Origin of the sequence: Bacteroides sp. AF39-11AC (assembly GCF_003474285.1) — a bacterium.
Taxonomy (GTDB): Bacteria; Bacteroidota; Bacteroidia; order Bacteroidales; family Bacteroidaceae; genus Bacteroides.
In genome coordinates this window covers 425,408-446,116 of the sequence record NZ_QROH01000004.1, presented here as the reverse complement: position 1 = coordinate 446,116, position 20,709 = coordinate 425,408, and the positions used below count along the sequence as shown (strand labels likewise).

General features: G+C 41.0%; 19 protein-coding genes and 1 tRNA gene. 12 read left to right on the top strand and 8 right to left on the bottom strand.

Going from position 1 to position 20,709, the window contains the following annotated elements; genetic code table 11:
* The 3 genes from DW036_RS10190 to DW036_RS10180 all read left to right on the top strand — a co-directional run bounded on the left by DW036_RS10190 (position 1) and on the right by DW036_RS10180 (position 3,291).
* Positions 1–996, top strand: a complete 996-nt coding sequence (locus DW036_RS10190; RefSeq protein WP_007210337.1) for an NAD(P)H-dependent glycerol-3-phosphate dehydrogenase — start codon at positions 1–3, stop codon at positions 994–996.
* A 109-nt stretch (positions 997–1,105) separates the two neighbouring features.
* Positions 1,106–2,443: a glucose-6-phosphate isomerase gene (locus tag DW036_RS10185; protein WP_118463866.1), complete on the top strand. Its 1,338-nt coding sequence runs from the start codon at positions 1,106–1,108 to the stop codon at positions 2,441–2,443.
* Between the two features lie 101 nt (positions 2,444–2,544).
* Positions 2,545–3,291: an HAD family hydrolase gene (locus DW036_RS10180; protein WP_118463863.1), complete on the top strand. Its 747-nt coding sequence runs from the start codon at positions 2,545–2,547 to the stop codon at positions 3,289–3,291.
* Between the two features lie 21 nt (positions 3,292–3,312).
* Here the strand turns inward: DW036_RS10180 and DW036_RS10175 are convergent, their stop codons facing one another.
* Positions 3,313–3,657 carry a helix-turn-helix domain-containing protein gene (locus DW036_RS10175; protein ID WP_187374592.1) on the bottom strand — a complete coding sequence of 115 codons (345 nt, stop codon included), beginning with the start codon at positions 3,655–3,657 and terminating at the stop codon, positions 3,313–3,315.
* Between the two features lie 149 nt (positions 3,658–3,806).
* Between DW036_RS10175 and DW036_RS10170 the strand changes: the two genes are divergently transcribed.
* Positions 3,807–4,400: a hypothetical protein gene (locus DW036_RS10170; RefSeq protein WP_118463858.1), complete on the top strand. Its 594-nt coding sequence runs from the start codon at positions 3,807–3,809 to the stop codon at positions 4,398–4,400.
* Positions 4,401–4,402: 2 nt separating this feature from the next.
* The gene (locus DW036_RS10165) at positions 4,403–4,690 is read left to right on the top strand and encodes a UpxY family transcription antiterminator (protein WP_118463855.1); all 288 of its coding nucleotides are present in this window, start codon (positions 4,403–4,405) and stop codon (positions 4,688–4,690) included.
* Between the two features lie 56 nt (positions 4,691–4,746).
* Here DW036_RS10165 and DW036_RS10160 read toward each other — a convergent pair.
* A tRNA-Arg gene (locus tag DW036_RS10160) sits at positions 4,747–4,819 on the bottom strand.
* 204 nt (positions 4,820–5,023) lie between these two features.
* Here DW036_RS10160 and asnA point away from each other — a divergent pair.
* On the top strand, positions 5,024–6,061 hold the full coding sequence (asnA, locus tag DW036_RS10155) for an aspartate--ammonia ligase (protein ID WP_007659981.1): 1,038 nt from the start codon (positions 5,024–5,026) through the stop codon (positions 6,059–6,061).
* A 147-nt stretch (positions 6,062–6,208) separates the two neighbouring features.
* The gene (locus tag DW036_RS10150) at positions 6,209–6,871 is read left to right on the top strand and encodes a uracil-DNA glycosylase (RefSeq protein WP_118463853.1); all 663 of its coding nucleotides are present in this window, start codon (positions 6,209–6,211) and stop codon (positions 6,869–6,871) included.
* A gap of 19 nt (positions 6,872–6,890) precedes the next feature.
* Here the strand turns inward: DW036_RS10150 and DW036_RS10145 are convergent, their stop codons facing one another.
* From DW036_RS10145 to DW036_RS10135, 3 genes are all read right to left on the bottom strand, one after another.
* Positions 6,891–9,668: a putative LPS assembly protein LptD gene (locus DW036_RS10145; RefSeq protein WP_118464290.1), complete on the bottom strand. Its 2,778-nt coding sequence runs from the start codon at positions 9,666–9,668 to the stop codon at positions 6,891–6,893.
* A gap of 79 nt (positions 9,669–9,747) precedes the next feature.
* Positions 9,748–10,284, bottom strand: coding sequence for an HD domain-containing protein (locus tag DW036_RS10140; protein WP_118463850.1), 537 nt, complete (start codon positions 10,282–10,284; stop codon positions 9,748–9,750).
* Complete coding sequence (locus DW036_RS10135) at positions 10,281–12,002, bottom strand: glycosyltransferase family 39 protein (protein WP_118463847.1); 1,722 nt, start codon at positions 12,000–12,002, stop codon at positions 10,281–10,283. The genes DW036_RS10140 and DW036_RS10135 overlap by 4 nt, the downstream gene beginning before the upstream one ends.
* Before the next feature lie 86 nt (positions 12,003–12,088).
* On the opposite strand from DW036_RS10135, the gene DW036_RS10130 reads away from it, so the two are divergent.
* Positions 12,089–12,469, top strand: coding sequence for a GtrA family protein (locus DW036_RS10130; RefSeq protein ID WP_118464288.1), 381 nt, complete (start codon positions 12,089–12,091; stop codon positions 12,467–12,469).
* Positions 12,470–12,519: 50 nt separating this feature from the next.
* Complete coding sequence (locus tag DW036_RS10125; RefSeq protein WP_118463844.1) at positions 12,520–13,473, top strand: glycosyltransferase family 2 protein; 954 nt, start codon at positions 12,520–12,522, stop codon at positions 13,471–13,473.
* A 12-nt stretch (positions 13,474–13,485) separates the two neighbouring features.
* Here DW036_RS10125 and DW036_RS10120 read toward each other — a convergent pair whose 3' ends face one another.
* On the bottom strand, positions 13,486–14,334 hold the full coding sequence (locus DW036_RS10120) for an AraC family transcriptional regulator (RefSeq protein WP_158585958.1): 849 nt from the start codon (positions 14,332–14,334) through the stop codon (positions 13,486–13,488).
* 524 nt (positions 14,335–14,858) lie between these two features.
* Positions 14,859–15,818, bottom strand: coding sequence for a transporter (locus tag DW036_RS10115; RefSeq protein ID WP_118463839.1), 960 nt, complete (start codon positions 15,816–15,818; stop codon positions 14,859–14,861).
* Between the two features lie 140 nt (positions 15,819–15,958).
* Between DW036_RS10115 and DW036_RS10110 the strand changes: the two genes are divergently transcribed.
* From DW036_RS10110 to dnaA, 3 genes are all read left to right on the top strand, one after another.
* On the top strand, positions 15,959–17,203 hold the full coding sequence (locus DW036_RS10110) for an N-acetylmuramoyl-L-alanine amidase (protein WP_118463836.1): 1,245 nt from the start codon (positions 15,959–15,961) through the stop codon (positions 17,201–17,203).
* A gap of 22 nt (positions 17,204–17,225) precedes the next feature.
* Positions 17,226–18,119, top strand: a complete 894-nt coding sequence (locus tag DW036_RS10105; RefSeq protein WP_118464286.1) for an MlaD family protein — start codon at positions 17,226–17,228, stop codon at positions 18,117–18,119.
* A 350-nt stretch (positions 18,120–18,469) separates the two neighbouring features.
* A complete protein-coding gene (dnaA, locus tag DW036_RS10100) occupies positions 18,470–19,858 on the top strand; it encodes a chromosomal replication initiator protein DnaA (protein ID WP_118463833.1) in 1,389 nt (462 codons plus the stop codon).
* Here the strand turns inward: dnaA and DW036_RS10095 are convergent.
* Positions 19,855–20,589, bottom strand: a complete 735-nt coding sequence (locus tag DW036_RS10095) for an NADPH-dependent oxidoreductase (protein WP_022391636.1) — start codon at positions 20,587–20,589, stop codon at positions 19,855–19,857. The two genes, dnaA and DW036_RS10095, sit on opposite strands and share 4 nt — an antisense overlap.
* Between the last annotated feature and the right edge of the window lie 120 nt (positions 20,590–20,709).

Sequence of the window (20,709 nt, the reverse complement as noted above, 5' to 3'; positions counted from 1 at the left end):
ATGAAACTACCCGGAAAGATAGCCATAATGGGCGGAGGAAGCTGGGCTACAGCCATTGCAAAAATGGTACTTGCTCAGGCTGAGTCGATTAACTGGTATATGCGACGAGATGATCGTATAACTGATTTTAAACGACTGGGCCATAACCCTGCCTACCTGACGGGCGTCAAATTTGACATGAAGCGTATCAATTTTTCCTCTAACATCAACGATGTAGTGAAAGAGTCTGATACGCTGATATTTGTCACCCCTTCCCCTTATCTCAAAGCTCACTTAAAGAAACTGAAAACGCGGATACGGGATAAATTCATCATCACTGCTATTAAAGGAATCGTACCCGATGACAATCTGATCGTATCGGAGTACTTCACAAAAGAATATGGCGTTCCACCTGAAAATATTGCTGTATTGGCGGGTCCCTGCCATGCGGAAGAAGTAGCCCTGGAACGTCTCTCTTATCTCACCATTGCTTGCCCGGACACGGATAAGGCATGCACTATCGCCCGCCGCCTGGCCAGTTCATTCATTAAAACATCTGTCAGCAATGACGTAGCCGGTATAGAATACAGCTCTGTACTGAAAAACGTGTACGCCATTGCCGCAGGTATTTGCAGTGGCCTGAAATATGGTGATAACTTCCAAGCAGTATTGATATCCAATGCCGTACAGGAAATGAATCGTTTCCTGCAAACCGTACATCCGCTGAACAGAAACGTGAATGATTCTGTTTATTTAGGTGACTTGCTGGTGACAGGATATTCTAATTTCAGCCGTAACCGTACGTTTGGTACAATGATCGGTAAGGGATACTCTGTGAAAAGTGCGCAGATAGAAATGGAGATGATTGCTGAAGGATACTACGGAACAAAGTGTATCAAGGAAATCAACAAACATCACCATGTCAATATGCCGATACTGGATGCTGTCTATAACATCTTGTACGAACGTATTTCACCGATGATAGAGATCAAGTTGCTGACTGACTCGCTCAGATAGAAGTATAATAAACAACATACAATAAACATCTTTTAAACCAAAAGTAACTCAATTCCCCCTTTCCCATAAGAAAGGGATGAGAGGAGAGGCTTTTAAAACCTAGAATAATATGATTAGTTTGAACATCGAAAAGACTTTTGGATTTATCTCCAAAGCATCTGTTGCTGCTTACGAAGCTCAGGTAAAGGCTGCGCAGGAAGCATTGGAAAACGGTACCGGAAAAGGAAATGACTTCCTGGGCTGGTTGCACCTCCCTTCATCTATCAGTCAAGATCATCTGGCCGACCTGAAAGCTACTGCACAGGTTATGCGCGACAATTGCGATGTAGTAATCGTTGCCGGTATCGGCGGAAGCTACCTCGGCGCACGTGCAGTTATCGAGGCTTTATCAAACAGTTTCACCTGGTTACAGGAAAAGAAAAATGCGCCTGTCATGATCTATGCAGGACACAATATCAGCGAAGATTATTTGTATGAACTGACTGAATTCCTGAAAGACAAGAAATTCGGTGTCATCAATATCTCCAAATCAGGTACTACTACCGAAACTGCTCTTGCTTTCCGCCTGCTGAAAAAGCAATGCGAAGACCAACGCGGTAAGGATATGGCTAAGAAAGTAATCGTTGCCATCACGGATGCAAAGAAAGGCGCTGCCCGCATTACAGCCGATAAAGAAGGTTACAAATCATTCATCATCCCCGATAACGTAGGAGGACGTTTCTCCGTACTGACTCCGGTAGGTTTATTGCCGATTGCAATAGCTGGCTTCGATATCGAAAAATTGGTCGCCGGTGCTGCGGATATGGAAAAGGCTTGCGGAGTAAATGTTCCGTTTGCAGAGAACTTGGCTGCACAATATGCTGCTACTCGTAACGAGTTGTACAAGAATGGCAAGAAGATTGAAATTCTTGTGAACTTCTGCCCGAAGCTGCACTATGTAAGCGAATGGTGGAAACAACTTTACGGAGAGTCGGAAGGTAAGGAAAACAAAGGTATTTTCCCGGCTGCTGTAGACTTCTCTACCGACCTGCACTCTATGGGACAATGGATTCAGGAAGGCGAACGCACTATCTTTGAAACTGTAATCTCTGTAGAGAAAGTAGACCACAAACTGGAAGTACCTTCTGATGAAGCAAACCTGGACGGTCTGAACTTCCTGGCAGGTAAACGTGTGGACGAAGTAAACAAGATGGCCGAACTGGGTACTCAGTTGGCTCACGTAGACGGTGGTGTGCCTAATATGCGCATCATTATCGAGAAACTGGACGAATATAACATCGGTCAGTTGCTTTATTTCTTTGAAATCGGTTGTGGCATCAGCGGTTATCTGCTGGGCGTTAATCCATTCAACCAACCGGGCGTAGAAGCATACAAGAAGAATATGTTTGCTCTGCTGAATAAGCCTGGATACGAAGAAGAGTCAAAAGCTATCCAAGCAAGACTCTAAAGAGAAGTAAGTTAAACACAGATAGACGAGGTATGAATGATTAAACTCATTCGCACCTCGTTTTTTTATTGTATCTTTGCAGCCACAAAACAATAGGTATTATGTTTCAAGAAGCTATCGCCCGTTATCTGCAATCCAGCGGGTACTCACAAATTCAATTGAAATCTGTCCTTTTTGATATGGACGGTGTATTGTTCAACTCTATGCCTTACCATGCCGATGCCTGGCATAAGGTTATGGAACGCCATGGCCTCCATCTGAGCCGTGAAGAAGCTTATCTGCATGAGGGGAGAACCGGAGCTGCTACCATAAATATCGTTTATCAGCGGCAATACGGTAAAGATGCCACCCCTGAAATGATAAAGAGTATATATGCAGAAAAGAGTGCTGAGTTCAACAGTAATCCCGAACCGGAACGTATGCCCGGCGCATGGGAAGTACTGCAAAAAATAAAAGCAGACGGACTGGTTCCTATGGTAGTTACCGGTTCCGGACAACATTCATTGTTAGATCGGCTGTCACACAACTTCCCTGGCATGTTTCACCGTGAATTGATGGTAACCGCCTTTGATGTAAAATATGGCAAGCCGCATCCGGAACCCTATCTGATGGCCCTGCAGAAAGGGAAAGTGAAACCCAATGAAGCTATCGTGGTGGAAAATGCACCTATGGGAGTACAAGCTGGTGTAGCCGCAGGTATATTCACTGTAGCCGTCAACACAGGTCCTATCGATGGCCAAGTATTATTAGATGCGGGAGCAAATGTACTATTCCCGTCTATGCAGGCATTTTGTGAGAATTGGGAGAAATTACGTGAAGCGTTCGGACAAATAAACCGGACACTTTGATATTTTTGGAGAAAAAGAAAATCATTTTAGTAGTTCTGCTATTTTTTTCTTCAAGTTTAATTTTATGATTTCCTCCGGCTTTAATTCCAGCTCTATCAGAACCTTAGCAGTCGACAATTTGTAGGCTTCGTCTTTTTTATCACAATTTATCTGTTCCTTACTAATAGAATATAACAGGGCAAAATCATAATCCAAAGCCTTTGACACGTTATAGAGAGTATCTGTATCAATGCTTTTTCGTGTCAACATATAATCAACACTTTGAGGCTTAACTTGCAGTCTTCTTGCAAGTTCCGCCTTCGTCACTTGTTTTTCAACCATGACATTTTTTATAATTTCACCTATGTATATATTGGGCTTTTCCATTTTAATGAAGGTACGATTTATAATTTAGACCTAAAGGACGAAAAACAATATTTCATCTGTTTACGCATTCTATTTTATTCATAAATTGTTTGTTTAAACAGATATATTTTGATACTTTTGTCACAAAATCATATAAACATTTAACAGCTATGACGTTATTGATCCTTATACTTATAGCCATTCCTATCTGTATTTTGATAATTTTATTATGGATATACAATGACTATCGCAAATACAAAAAACAGCACAGTTTCCTACTTTTGCTTTTTTGGACTTTACCAGCCACTATGCAGGCCCAATATGTAGACAAAGACTGTTGCATAAGCTTCAAATGGCATGAAAACCAACAAGGTAAACTGGAATGTATAAACGGAAATCTCACCTATGAGTTCATTCCTAATGAGAATTTCTGGAAAATAGTTATCCGGAATAATTCATCTGAAACTGCACAAGTCAATTGGAATAATGCACAATTCATCATCAACGGACGCGCCTCAGGTTTATTACTTTACCCGATATCAGACTCTTCTCCTTCAAAAGAGATAATAAATGGTAATGGTGAAATTAGTGAAACCTGTACAGCAAGCATTCTGATAGAAGGTACAAAAAATAAAAAGATATATAACCCAAAAGATATCCGAAAAGGTAATAAGATAACGGTCAGTATAATTCTTCCTATAGCTATTGCTAACAAACCTCAATTCTTTACAACCTTCGATTTCATAATTAAGCAAACTTACTAATCATGACACTTCAAGACATAAAAGAACATCTCAACGAAACGCGGAACTGGTACATCGTACTAACATCACCCCGGAAAGAAAGAAAAATAAGGGAGAGTCTGAATAACAAAGACATCATAACCTATCTCCCTACCACTTATGTACAATATAAATGGAAGGAGAAGATAAGAAAAATACAGATTCCAACTATCAACAGGTGCGTATTCATTTATGCCACCGATTCGGAAATAAAGACACTGAGAGTGGCATACTCAATACTTCCATTGGAAATGATAAAAATGGCAGATTAACATGCTATATAAGAAAGAGGGGATACTTTAAACAGTATCTCCTCTTTCTTATATAGTGACCCGGGTGGGACTCAAACCCACGACCTTCAGAACCGGAATCTGACGCTCTATTCACTAAGCTACCAGGCCTCAAATGCGGGGGCAAAAGTATAAAAAATCCGGGCATATTCCTAATGATTTATCTTTTTTTACTGCAAAGACTTCAAAATAAGAATGTTATTTTGAGAGCAACAAGTAGTTAACAAGAAACAATTTGATAACAAATTCGCCCAAAATCGATGCAAATATAAATATTATACCTATATTTGCCGGACAAAAACATAGTATACACTTATGAGTTATCTAATAAAACCAGAAGGGTACAAACCCTTATTGGACTTAAAACAAACAGAATTAGGAATCAAACAGATTAAAGAGTTCTTTCAGTTGAACCTTTCATCGGAATTACGTTTGCGCCGCGTCACCGCCCCGCTTTTTGTATTAAAAGGAATGGGTATCAATGATGATCTGAACGGAGTGGAACGTGCCGTATCATTCCCTATCAAAGATCTGGGAGACGCACAAGCTGAAGTTGTACATTCACTTGCCAAATGGAAACGACTGACATTGGCAGACTATAATATTGAACCCGGATATGGCATCTATACGGATATGAATGCTATACGCTCAGATGAAGAACTGGGAAACTTACATTCACTCTATGTAGACCAATGGGACTGGGAACGTGTTATCACTGCTGAGAACCGGAATGTGGATTTCCTAAAAGAAATAGTAACCCGCATTTATGCCGCCATGATCCGCACAGAATATATGGTGTATGAGATGTATCCAGAAATCAAGCCTTGCCTGCCTCAAAAGCTGCACTTCATTCACGCTGAAGAATTGCGCCAACTCTATCCGGACCTGGAACCTAAATGCCGCGAACATGCCATTACAAAAAAGTATGGCGCGGTATTCATTATCGGTATCGGTTGTAAGTTGAGTGACGGAGAGAAGCACGACGGACGTGCCCCTGACTACGATGACTATACTTCAGAAGGTCTGAATGGCCTCCCCGGACTGAATGGTGACCTTTTACTGTGGGATGATGTACTCCAACGCAGTATCGAGCTCTCATCCATGGGTATCCGTGTAGACAAGGAAGCCTTACAACGCCAGTTAAAACAGGAAGGAGAAGAGAAACGCCTGGAACTTTACTTCCACAAGCGTTTGATGAGTGATACATTACCTCTGTCTATAGGTGGCGGTATAGGACAATCACGCCTTTGTATGTTCTATCTTCGCAAAGCACATATCGGTGAAATTCAAGCCAGTATCTGGCCGGAAGATATGCGTCAAGAATGTAAGGAACATAATATCTATCTGATTTAATATCCCCTGAATAACAGAAAAAGGCAGAAATCTTTTGATTTCTGCCTTTTTGTTTATCATACACTCAAAGAAATAAAAACAATGTCCTGTCATCGGAACCGGATAAAAATAGTATCTTAGCATCCGAAACTTTTAACACACAAAATTATGAATGTTCAAATAGAAGAAAGTTGGAAAGCACGTTTGGAACCGGAATTCGAAAAAGATTATTTCCGTACACTAACTAATTTTGTACGGGAAGAATATAGTCAGTATCCGATATATCCTCCGGGAAAGTTGATATTCAATGCTTTCAATCTTTGCCCATTCGACAAAGTGAAAGTAGTCATTATCGGTCAGGATCCTTATCATGGTCCCGGACAGGCTCATGGACTATGTTTTTCCGTCAATGACGGGGTTCGTTTTCCCCCTTCGCTGATTAATATATTCAAAGAAATTAAGGATGATATCGGCACCGATGCGCCCAACACAGGTAATCTGACCCGCTGGGCCGAGCAGGGAGTTCTACTTCTTAATGCTACACTGACCGTTCGCGCCCATCAGGCAGGTTCTCACCAAAACCGCGGCTGGGAAACCTTCACCGATGCAGCCATACGCGTTCTTGCCGAACAACGGGAACACCTTGTTTTTATTCTCTGGGGATCATATGCGCAACGTAAAGGTGCATTTATTGATCGTAGCAAGCACTTGGTACTGACCTCTGCACACCCCTCTCCTCTATCAGCCTACAATGGTTTCTTTGGAAACAAGCATTTCAGCAGAACAAACGCTTACTTAAAGGAACATGGGGAACAGGAAATTACATGGTAAGAAAGAATTTTAAACTCTCTTAGTACCACTTGATATTCGTCTGAGTCTGACTCTTTTTGTCATATTTCAAGTCTTGTAGAATGCTCGCATTCGCGCGAATCACAAAACTATAATACTTCCATGTGCCAAAAGGAGAAAGGCTTGCAGACATACTGAAACAGTGCAAGTCACGCGTTATATTGAAAGAGGTTTGCACAATCTTCTTAACATTAAAATCATAACCAGAGTTGAAGCTGACAGCCCATTTATTTGAGATTTTTATATTACCATTGATATTGAGGGCATTCAGGCTAAATTTATACGGATAGCGCATACTCTCTCTATTGATAGGCTTTGTGTTATCTTCCGTAATATTAAAACCTGTACTCAGATTTATGGACCAAGGCATCTTAAACTCCTGATAGCCATCACTATCTACAGTAGCTTTTTCTTTCTTTCGCTTAGTAGGAGCACCTGACTCAGAATCATCAGTTTCGTCACCTTCACTATCCGTATCAGTCTGTCCATTTCCCTTGCCATCATCATCCGCTTTTTCTCCGGTAAAGAATGCTTTCCATTTCTTCCACGTGTCATTATTAAGCGTGTAACTGAAAGAAGTTCCGTATCCCTGGAAACGTCCGAAACGCCCATAAGACCATTCCGTACGATTACTTGTTATTACATTACCATTCTTATCAAAATCGTAAGCATAGGTAGCAAAGACTGAACTCATACTGAAGGTATAGCTCTTGCTCAATTTCAAACGCAAATTCAGGGTAAGATTACTCCATGGGCGTACCTGAGCAGCCGTATTGTATGAAATGCTGGCACCCAATTCATCAATCAAACTCACCTTACGTATAGAGTCGTTCTTATCCCTATATTTCATTTCCAGGTTATTGGAAATCTGGAATGAAATATTTCCCGACCTACCTTGTCCCGGCACACCAAACATCTGATCGGCATACGGAGAGTAAACAACGGTATCCTGTGTTCCGTCAGCATTGGGCTTAAGATAAGTATCATAGTAGCCATAACGGGAAGAGCCAAAGTCTGGCGATGCACTGATGCTGATAGAAGGAGTGATGACATGACGAATCTGTATCTCTTTCTTCTTCATGAACAAAGGCTTATACATACCATAAATCTTTGTATTGACACCCAGGCTCGCACTATAATTATATACGCGGTGGAAGCCGTAGACAGTATCAGTATTCACAACCTGCCCACTGGTACCTGAATTCGGATCCCAGTCCTTCATAACCTTACGGGTGTACCAACGCTCCGTATAGCTAACAGACGGGGTTACATTAAAGTATTTGAATAACGTAAATGTTGCACTGACAGGTATCTCATGTTTCATACCATTCTTCCAGTCCTTGATCAGATTAGACTTGAACAGAAGATTATCTTTTGTAGTAATACTGTTAGAAAGACGTCCGCTATAACGAACAGAGATCTTCTCATACCACTTCTCATTTCCTACTGCATTCTTCCGTTTAAAAGGGAAAATGGTACTCAGAGTAATGTTCAAGTCCGGCAAAGTCACAGCAATAGATGAGTCTTTCATATTCTGTGCAATATTACCGGTAGCTGCTATAGAAAGTTTCTGATCGGGGAAGTTACGCGAATAGCTGACACTGGATGTTTTAGTATTTTGTGTCATAGCCTGCGAGTTATACATATTACCGATATTGGTGCGCTCGTAACTACTGGAAGAGAAGTTCACACTGGCCGAGAATGAAGAGTTAGGATTAGCCTTCGGATCCTGGCGGTGCGACCATACAACTTTAAAGTCTTTTGCCACCATATAGTCTTCCAAGCCCTTATCACCCGTCTTGGTCACCTGATAACTGGCCTGAAACAGACCCGAGAATTTATAACGGACATTGTAATTAGTCTCTGCATTCAGCGCCCATGAACCTTTCGTGAAAATATCACCCCTTAACTTTAAGTCCATCTTATCACTAATGGCAAAGTAGTAACCACCATCCGTCAGACCAAAGCCACGAGCGGAGTCGTCCATATAACTTGGCATTATGAAACCGGACGAATAGCTGCTGGAAAAAGGAAAAAAGAAAAAGGGAACGGCAAGAGGCAACGGGACATCTTCAATTACCAGATATGCAGGTCCTGTCACAACATTTTTCTTGGGACGCACCTTGGCATAAGTCATCTGCATATAAAAGTGTGGATGATCATGGTTGTCGCAAGTAGTATAACGACCGCTTTTCATGTACAACTCATCATTCATACCCTTCTTGGCATTATTACCGGTAACATACCCCTCACCCTGCTGGCTGACTACATTACTAATAAGTCCTTTCTTACTTTTAAAATTATACCGTATCGTATTTGTTTCATAAGGTGTATCTCCATCTTTAAAGACGGGTCTTCCCTTTATCACCTTTAACGAATCTTCCACACCATGAGCAAAGACCGTACTGCTATCCATATTCATGGTTATCACTTCAGCGGCCAGTTCTATATTTTGGTAATTCACTTTGCCGTCGCCATACAAGTTGGCCACACCTTCTTGCGTAAACACAATGGAGTCATTAGCTTCATAAATAACCGGAGCATCCAGCGGTTGCTTCTTCTTGGCAGGCTGCAACTGAATCGTATCGTTTTGCAGTGTATCTCCTCTCAACAGGGTATCTCCCTCTTGCACACCTCTTATATTAAAGGTATCAGTCCGTTCGATTCCTGTAGGAACAGTCCTTCCACGCCGACGTTGCGAAAAAGCCTCGTCAGGGATCAGGAGTAAGACTAGTAGTAGTATGAATGATATGAATGTATTTGCTTTCAATGGCGTAATCAACTAATAGTTTCCGCTTGAAGGGGCAAAAGTACGTAAATTATACGGATAATCTCCCTTTTTAAAGAAATTTAGAATGCTACAAGAACTGTTCGCACCAATGGTCAAAACGTTCCAGGCCTGCATTACCGAAATTAGAGATACTTTTCCGAGCCTTCTCTACCGTTTTTTCCCGTTCCAAATGAGTTTTGGAATAAAACTTATCGGCAAAGCAAATTACTTGCTCTTCCATGCTCACCGGAAGCATATCCCGATGAGGTACAGGCAAGTTTTGTGCAACAATATCGTCTAGAGAGAGTCCTGCTCCTGTATGTCTTTCACATACCAACGCATGACGGGGATATCCTTCCCGGCGCATCAAATCAGCTCCCAGATAACCGTGACAAATATAAGGCTGATCACCAAAACAGAAGATACCCGGAGCATTAGTCAGAAAAATACCAATATCATGAAGCATACCCGCTTCATATAAAAAGTCTTTATCCAAGTTAAGTTCCGGATGGCCGTCTGCAATGCAGAGAGCCTTCTCAGCTACCAGACGGCTATGCACCAATAAGATATGCTTCCGCTCATTATCTTCCGGATAATACGCATCAATCAATTCTATCGGGTTCATTTTTCACTGAATTTATAGATCAATACCTTATCGCGTAAATCACAGCTGCGATAAGGAGTAAGATAGATTTCCTCTAACCGATATTTATCTGAATACTCTTTCAGAAAGTCCTCTTTGGTTCGTTCAGAAAGCATCACATATCCCGTTCCGGAAAGACCGGGAGTAAAATTCCTCATTCGGTCATTCAGATAGTAATTAGTGCAATAAAAACGAATTAACGGTGAAGTGTAAGAATACATGACCCCGTCCTGCACAAAAGTATTTACTTCTTCAGCCAGACGCTTGTCTGATTTCGTTGACAGCACTGTAGGTTGATAAACACCGTCTAAGGAAACAAACAGGCACAAGATGCAACCGGCTATACTATATAATAATGAACGGGAATCCGCCTTTTTAGCTAATGCAATCAGCATACAGATACCTGCTATTGGCGGCAAAGCCACAAGCAACCATTTAGAGAATGACAAATCCACATTTTCCAATGCATGCATGAATCCAACGTTTTCCATGGCATGTTTTCCGGTTCCCCAAACACTATCAGGAATCAATCCGAGACGCACCACAGCAAATATTATCGTAAGCAACAAAGCCAGCGAAGCAAAGATATAAGCCGAAATTTTAAAGACTTTCGCCCCCCGCTGTACCAAAGCCAGCAGATACTCGGCTATCAACACCGCCATAAAGGGATAGATAGGAAGCAGATAAACACTTCTTTTACTCTTAGGAATACAATAGAACACAAAGATAAAGAGTATAACTACCCATGTGAATAATTGCAGAGGCGATTGTGAACAGAATTTATTCCAGGCTTTCTTTATACGTTCACCGAAAGACGAACCTCCAGGCAATAAGCTTATATTTTTCCATTTCAAACCAAAGAGAGAAATCAACAGCACCAAAGTCCAAGGTATCCATCCCCAAATAATGGTCAGGAAATTATACCATAGCGGGTTTTCATGCGAATCATAAGACATCTTACCCATGAAACGACCTGTATTTTCTTCCAGCATTAAATCAATAAAAGGTTGGCCTCCCTGTACATAAGCCGCACTAATCCAGGCTGCATATGGAATCAGAGAAAGTATTCCTATCACCAACAACCGGAAAAATGTTTTCCAGAAAGGGCGTCTGCGCAATAATTGGAAGAGACCGATGCTGACACAAGGGAAAATGGAACCCACCGGCCCCTTGGTCAGCGTGGCGCAGCCCATCAATAAAATAGCCAGCCATGGAATTCCGCGACATTCTTTCTCATCCCAACGAAACAACAGACATAGTGAAATGACAATAAGTGATACCTGCACCATATCGACACGGCAAGCTACTGCTGCCCGGTGCACTTCGAAAGAAGAGAGGAGAAGAATGGAAGCAAGAAAAGCCGTCTTCACACCTTTGCGCTTTGCTATAAAAGAAAAAAACACCAACTGCATAGCCAGAAATGCAAGAGCTGACGGCAGACGGGACGAATATTCCGTCACTCCCCCCAGAAGCGACGACACAGTGGCAATTGACCAATAAAAGAAAGGAGGTTTATAAGCTATATCAGTTCCATAATTTACCGGAAGTATCCAATTTCCACTCTCCAGCATAGAAAATGCAACGATAGCCTCGCGTGGTTCTCCTTTGGAATAAAAAATAGTTTCTCCTAGAAAAGGGAGTATCACAAGCACACTGAGCAGTGCTATAAACCAGAATGCTTTCTTACTATCATCTGACATATATTTCTATTTTTAATGATTTCTGTGCGCAAAAGTACAAATTATTCTGCAACAATCCCTAACTTTGCCATCTCAATTCTATGAATATGAAGAGACTGAAACAACTACCAGCATTTGTCCGTTTCATTATGGTAGGCACCTTTGCTACCGCCCTGCACTATGGAATATATATTATACTCCAGCAGATCATCAATGTCAACATAGCCTACAGCATAGGTTACGTACTCAGTTTCATCGCCAATTTTTACCTTACAGCCTTTTTCACTTTCAGAAAAAAACCGTCCTGGAAAAAGGCTTTTGGGTTTGGCGGAGCACATCTGATCAATTACCTTCTACATATGAGTTTACTGAATCTATTCCTCTGGCTTGGAATATCCAAACCATTTGCACCCATACCGGTATTCGCCATCGGCATTCCGGTAAACTTCTTGCTGGTTAGATTCGTTTTCAAATACAAAGGAAGATAATTTGTTTTTCTCCCGATTTCTTACGAATATTGCAAAAAGAACTATTGATTATGAAAGAAGCTCCAGTACTTGCTATCGTAGTACCTTGTTATAAGGAAGAAGCTGTTTTACACGAAACACATAAACGGCTCAGCCAATTGCTCGATCGGTTGACAACTGAAGAGCGTATATCTTCCAAAAGTTATATACTATATGTAAACGATGGCAGTACAGACCGTACCTGGGAAATCATCAAGGAGTTTTATAAAAACACGTCGTATGCCTGCGGGCTGAATCTGGCTGGAAATGTGGGGCATCAAAACGCACTTATGGCCGGACTGAATGCTGTAAAGGAACGTTGTGATGCAGCTATTTCCATTGATGCCGACTTGCAGGATGACGTCAATGTCATCCCTGAGATGATAGAACGCTATATGGAAGGCAATGATATTGTTTATGGTGTTCGACGTGAACGCAAGACCGACACTTTTTTCAAACGCACCACCGCCCTCGCCTTCTATCGACTGATGAAAACAATGGGAGCAAAATCGGTCTATAATCATGCAGATTATCGGTTAATGAGTAGCCGTGCCATCCAGCAACTCTGTCGCTTCCGCGAACGTAACCTTTATTTGCGTGGATTAGTGCCTCTCATTGGTTATCAAACCGCCTGCGTCTATTATAATCGTGACAAACGTTTCGCCGGAGAGTCGAAATATCCTTTTAAGAAGATGTTGAATTTTGCTATTGACGGAATCACGTCTTTTTCAGTCAAGCCTGTACGCATGATATTCTGGCTGGGCTGCATTTTCCTTCTGATAGCTCTCTGTGTCACTATCTGGACCCTACGTGCATACTTTCTTCACGATACCGTACCCGGCTGGTCATCCCTGATGATTTCCCTTTGGTTAGTAGGTGGCACTATACTCGTATCCTTGGGAATTGTAGGTGAGTACATCGGAAAGATCTACATTGAAGTAAAAAATCGTCCACGCTACAACGAAGAGGAATTATTATTACGCTAAAAAAGAAAAGGGTTATTTGTCTCTGTACTTCAATGGAGAAACTCCCGTATGCCTGCGGAAGAAACGGCAAAAAGTAGCCAGATTATCAAAACCTAATGATATACCTATTTCTTTTATGCTAGTATTGGTAGATTTCAGCTGCGTTTTTGCATCTATAATAATAAGGTAGTCTATCACATCCAAAGCAGTCATATTAGTACAACTCTTAATATTACGGCACAAATTCTCCTTCGAAGTCCCTAATTCTTTTGCATAGAATGAGATTCCTCGTTCTGTTCTATAATGTATCGCAACCAATTTAAGAAATTGACGGCTCATCCTGACATTTTTGGGGGATTTAGCCCATCTTTCTTCCAAATTATCCTGATAATACATTGCAATACTCGTATGAATGCAAGTACCCAGCATACTTCTCAATACCTCTTTATTATTATAGATTTCCGGAACTTCGCGTATCATTTTCCATAACGATATGGAACGTAGCATATAAAGTTCCAAATTTTCAGATATATGCTTAACAGGTTCCTCAAAGATAACAAACAGATAATCAAATGCTTTTTTAAAAAACTCCACCTCATGCATTATCTTCGGAGAAAAGCCAGCATATGAAAAATAAAGATCTGATGAAACGTTATGAATCTGTAGAAAAGAGTTATCCAGCAAAGTGATGTAATCATTCTCACGAACAATATATCTTCCATAATTTAATGTAACCTCCATACTTCCTTTCATACATACCACAAAGATAGTTCCCTTTACATGATAAGGATTCTCTAAATAATCCTGCAAATCATCTGCCGAAACATTTTCCCTAGCTACAATATCTTCCGATATTTCAAAAAGAAGTCTACTTTCTTCCATTATAATTTCTTCTAGTAAATTTTCACAAAAGTACATTTAATCCGGGCAAATGCACATTCTCTCCATTCTTTCAACAAGCCCTTTAGAGTTAAAGTTTGTCAACATATCAACAATTGAACATTTTCGCAAATATCCGTACTCCTTTTTCACTCGTCTTTTTTGGTTTTGGTCGAATTAAGAAAGAACTTTGTAGCATTAATCAAGTTATGGAATATTAAGATTTATATTATCTTAATACAAGTAAAGAAAAGGGAACGTTATTTGACCAGTAACATCGATCTTATATATTCCTACTTTTCTTTAAAAAGGAGCAAACACAAAGATTTTCTGGCCCTGCGATATCTAATAAAAAGCACTTAAGATATCGCAACAGCACAACGCATCAACATAGAGAGCGAGGTTAAGATTGCACTATAACCTCAAGATTGCTTGATAAGGACACCCCCCTACCGATTAAAAGTATATTATCTGAAACGGTAGGGGGATATCCAAGGAAATCCCCCCCTTGAGAATGCTAAACGTTTTTAGGGCACAGATTGTTTCTTTCTTTTCTTCCATAGCTGCCAACTATTAATCAAATTTTGCCACAGAACATAAGATCCCGGCCCTACAGAAGATAAAGGATTTAAATAAGTATAAGCCATCCAAATGGCAAGAACAGTATTCTTCTGTCCCAAAGCCTGTCCCCCACTGATCCGATCATTATAATGCCCACCAATCCTTTTACCCAAAAAGAATTGCAGACAGCAAGTAATCAATCCTGCAAGAGCTATCAGAATTTCAACAGAAACCGGCGCATCGCTATTTACCAATGAACGGACTGTCTGTCCGGATACAATGGCAAGCGCCACCCCCCACAGATAAAAAGCAAGATCATGGAAACCTAACAAGAAATGATGTACACGTGGCATAAATAGCCGTAGGAACCATGCCAGAAAAAAAGGGAAAAGCAATAAAGGAAAGACTTTACTAAGAATCTTCAAAAAGGCTGCAAAGAAAGTCATATCAGCATGAGGTTCCACTAATGGAAAGACTAATGGGACTGCCACTGCTGCCAACAAATTAGACAATAATGTATAGGTGGTCAATGTAGACGCACTGCCTCCCAGCTTTCCGGTAATAACAGCTGCCGCCGTAGCCGTTGGACAAATGAGACAAACCATAGCTCCTTCAAACACTTCCCTGTAAACTTCCGGCATCGGACAACATACCAGCAAAGCAGCGAGTACCAGGCAAGACAATGTCTGAATTAACAGTAACCAGCCATGCCATGCTTTAGGTTTCAATTCTTTCAAATTCTCCACCTTACAAAAAGTCAGTAATAGCTGGGCAAATATCAGCAGAGGAGTTATGTACGCAATCAAATCACTGATATATGGTTTGGTAGGCGCCAAGTAAGGGACATTCGCAAGGATGAAGTACCCCAAAGTACCTGAAAGCATTGCCATCGGCAACGTCCAGTTCTTAAGAAAACGAACTAACATACCTTTTTCTATTTAATTTGCGGGTGCAAAGTTAGTCCCTTTTAAAGAAATCTATCACAAATCCGGGAGAAAAGTGACAAAACTTCACACAAAGCATCAGTTTTCTATAAATTTCCACTACATTTGCAACGGCTTTTAGTATGGAACTCTATAAACGATACATATTATATATAAGTATTTGCTTCGGGCTGTTCTTCTCTCCTTTTTGTACCACCAGCATTGAAGCGAAAGATTTCGTTGTCGTTATTGACGCCGGACACGGCGGGCATGATCCTGGCGCTTTAGGCAAATTCTCCAAAGAAAAGACCATCAATCTAAATGTTGCCCTAAAATTGGGAAAACAAATTAAGAGGAACTGTCCGGACGTAAAAGTGGTATATACTCGCGAACGGGATGTATTTATTCCTCTTGACCGACGTGCAGATATTGCCAACAACGCAAAAGCAGACCTGTTCATTTCCATTCACACCAATTCTGTGGCAGGTAGTAAAACAGCCAAAGGTGCCTCTACATGGACACTCGGTTTAGCCAAGTCAGACGCTAATTTGGAAGTAGCCAAGCGGGAGAACTCCGTGATATTATACGAAAGTGATTACAAAACACGTTATGCAGGATTTAATCCGAATTCTGCAGAATCGTACATCATCTTTGAATTCATGCAAGACAAATATATGTCTCAAAGTGTACATCTAGCTTCACTGGTACAAAAGGAGTTCCGCCATACCTGTAAACGTGCAGACCGTGGTGTGCATCAGGCAGGTTTTCTGGTACTTAAAGCCAGTGCCATGCCCAGTATCCTGGTAGAACTCGGTTTTATATCCAACCCGGAAGAGGAACGTTATCTAAATTCGGAAGCCGGAAGTACTACATTGGCAAACGGAATCTTCCGCGCTTTCCTGTCCTATAAACGTGAACACGAAATACGTATGACAGGAAGTAGCCGTACCATATTACCGGAAGAAACAGATGCCGGCAATGTAGAGGAATCAGATGCTACCAACGAAAAGACTGAGGAATCTCTCGAAATCCCCCAAAAACCAGCGGCAGCCACCCCAAATACTACCAGAACGAAACAAAATGCAGGAAAAGTTACCGAATCGCAAACCGATACCGGCAGTCCAGTGTTTAAAATACAAATACTCACCTCTTCACGTCCTATCGCAGCCAATGATAAAAGACTGAAAGGTTTGAAAGGTGTGGAACATTTCCAGGAAGATGGACTTTATAAATATACATACGGTTCATCAACAGACTATAACAAGGTAGTACGTACCAAACGTGAAATAACGCCAAAGTTTAAGGACGCTTTTATCATCGCTTTTAAGAATGGTAAGAAGATAAACGTTCAAACGGCTATCGAGGAGTTCAAAAAGAAAAAGAAATAAATAATAAGACTATAACATCATGATGAAGTATCTTACGAAAGAGGTTAGAATAGGAATAGCGGGTATTGTTGCCCTCTGCATATTAGTATACGGTATTAATTACCTGAAAGGTATCCACATGTTTAAGCCTACCAACTATTTCTACGTCAAGTTCCATAACATAAATGGATTAACTAAATCAAGTCCGGTCTTTGCCGATGGCTTCCGTGTAGGCATTGTACGCGATCTTTATTATGACTACACACAATCCGGAAAAGTCATAGCAGAAATCGATGTAGATCCGGAATTGCGTATTCCGAAAGGTAGTACTGCTGAACTGACCTCTGAACTTATGGGAGGTGTAAAAATGAATCTATTGCTGGCAAATAATCCCCGCGAAAAGTACCAGACAGGCGATACCTTACAAGGTAGTGTCAACAATGGCGTCATGGACCAGGTAGCCGCAGTTATGCCACAAGTGGAGAAAATGCTTCCCAAGCTGGACTCAATTCTTGCCTCACTGAATACGATACTTGGAGATCCGGCAATCCCGGGTACACTTCATAGTGTACAAAACACGATGGCGAACATGGAAATGACCAGCCGGCAATTGCAGGCTATCATGAGTAAAGATATTCCCCAGCTCACGCAAAAGTTGAATACTATCGGGGATAACTTCATCATAGTCAGCAATAACCTGAAAGAAATAGATTATGCCGCTGCGTTTGCCAGCATAGACTCTACATTGGCTAATGTAAAAATGATTACAGACCAGTTAGGCCGGAAAGACAATACGATTGGTCTATTATTAAACGACCCCTCACTCTACAACAATCTGAATGCTACAACAGCCAATGCAGCCAGCCTTCTTGAAGACTTGAAATCACACCCCAAAAGGTACGTTCATTTCTCCTTGTTCGGCAAAAAAGATAAGTAGGAAAAAACTTATTAAATAGAATAAGTCTAAATAACAAGAGCAAACTGATTTGAGAGGAAAAGCCGCGGTAAGTCCGTGTAGAAACTAAAGTATTCCCTTCCATACAATCCTTCAAAAAGTTTAAAATCCTGTTATTTATATACATATCATACTATGGTACAGATACTTATAAAAATGCAATAGCCTTCAAAAGGGGCTATTTACATATAAATAGATAAGTAATTGAAAGTAAAGAGCTTATTGCTTTTAACAGAAAAACAAGAAAAAACACATTTGTTTTTCTCAAATAAGATTGCGAATTTTGCAAGCGTAGAAGTTTTGCTTAATTAATAAATGTATTTAAAGCCGTTATGAGTGAATTAAATCATGTCGGGCTATGGAACCGCTGCCTTGAAATCATCAGAGACAATGTTCCGGAGCAGACATACAAAACATGGTTTCTCCCCATCATACCTTTAAAATATGAGGACAAGACGCTGGTCGTACAAGTGCCCAGCCAGTTCTTTTATGAGTTTTTGGAGGACAAGTTTGTTGACTTGTTGCGTAAGACTCTATATAAAGTTATTGGTGATGGCACCAAGTTATTGTATAATGTAATGGTAGATAAGAGTTCACGTACTACCGTCAATCTCGAATCTACTCCCCGCACCATTATTCCACAAAAAAAGGTAATCGGCAGAGAAATACCGCAAACTCCTATTGCAGATTTAGATCCGCATCTGAATCCTGAATACAACTTTGAAACATTTATAGAAGGCTATAGCAATAAACTTTCACGCAGCGTAGCAGAAGCTGTCGCTCAGAACCCGGCGAAAACAATTTTCAATCCGCTGTTTTTCTATGGAGCGTCGGGTGTAGGAAAGACACACCTTGCAAATGCTATCGGCACAAAAATTAAGGAACTTTATCCGGACAAGAGAGTATTATATGTATCGGCACATTTGTTCCAGGTGCAATATACCGACTCTGTACGTAACAATACTACAAACGACTTCATCAACTTCTACCAATCAATCGATATATTGATTATTGATGATATTCAAGAATTTGCCGGTGTTACCAAAACACAAAATACATTCTTCCACATCTTTAATCACTTACACCAAAACGGCAAACAGCTTATCCTAACTTCAGACCGTGCTCCCGTATTGCTACAAGGTATGGAAGAACGGCTCATCACCCGTTTCAAATGGGGTATGGTAGCTGAACTGGAAAGACCGACCGTAGAATTGCGCAAGAACATCCTGCGTAATAAGATACACCGTGACGGACTACAGTTCCCGCCGGAAGTAATCGATTATATCGCAGAAAATGTAGGCGACAGCGTGCGTGACTTGGAAGGCATCGTCATTTCCATCATGGCACATTCTACTATATATAATAAAGAAATTGATCTGGAACTGGCACAACGCATTGTGCGGAAGGTAGTGAAAAGTGAAAGTAAAGCGGTTACCGTTGATGACATCATCAATGTGGTATGCAAGCATTTCTCACTGGACACCGCTACAATCCATACCAAATCACGAAAACGCGAAGTTGTACAGGCACGCCAGATAGCCATGTTCCTCGCCAAATCTTACACAGATTTCTCGACGGCTAAGATAGGCGCATTAATAGGCCACAAGGATCACGCAACCGTGTTGCATGCCTGCAAGACCATTAAAGAATTACGGGAAGTAGACAAAGCTTTCCGCGCAGAAATAGATGACATCCAAGCATCATTAAAAAAGCAGGGTTAAAAACCCTGCTTTTTTATTACTTTCCAAAGATTCTCCGACATTACTTCGTTATCTTCTTTCTTATAACGTACATCCGTAAAGACTTGCGCTAAAGTTTCTTTGTTGTTTTCAAGAATAAACTGCTTATTTTCAGGCAAAGATTCCTTATAGGCATACAGACGATCTATATCTTCGGGAGTATAATCATGATACGTCTCCTCGTGTACAATAGCTTCCAACGGCAACCGATCTACCTGTGCAGGTTCCTCGGCAGGCCAGCCCACCGTCACAGTTGTAATGGGAAATACTAATTCAGGTAGCTCCAGAGCCTCGATTATCATTTGCGGATTGTAAGTCGTCGTACCCAGATAGCATATACCTAATCCTTTTTCTTCCGCAGCCACACAAAAAGTCTGTGCTGCCAGCAGGGCATCTACAGAGCCGGTTACGAACCACTCTAAATTATTATATCCGGGAGTCGCTTTTCGCTGTTCGCACCATTTAGTAAAACGACGCAGATCTATACAAAAAGTCAAAACCACAGGCGCAGTTTTCACCATCGGCTGATTGAAATGAGCCGGTGCCAACTTGGCTTTCCGTTCTGCATCACGCGTTACAATTACACTATACACCTGCATATTCCCGACTGTAGAGGCCCGAAAGGCAGACTCAAGCAAATCATTTAACAAATCAGAAGAAATATCTTTCTGCTGATATTTGCGGATTGTTCTTCTCTGTTTTAGGATTTCCATTCTTTTATTTTTTTGCAAATATAGGAAAAGAATAGCAATTTGTTGCCAAAGAACGAGTGTAAAGTTTATCCATGTTTTCTAAAAGCAATTAGCCAGTACAATCATAGACTAAAAATAATT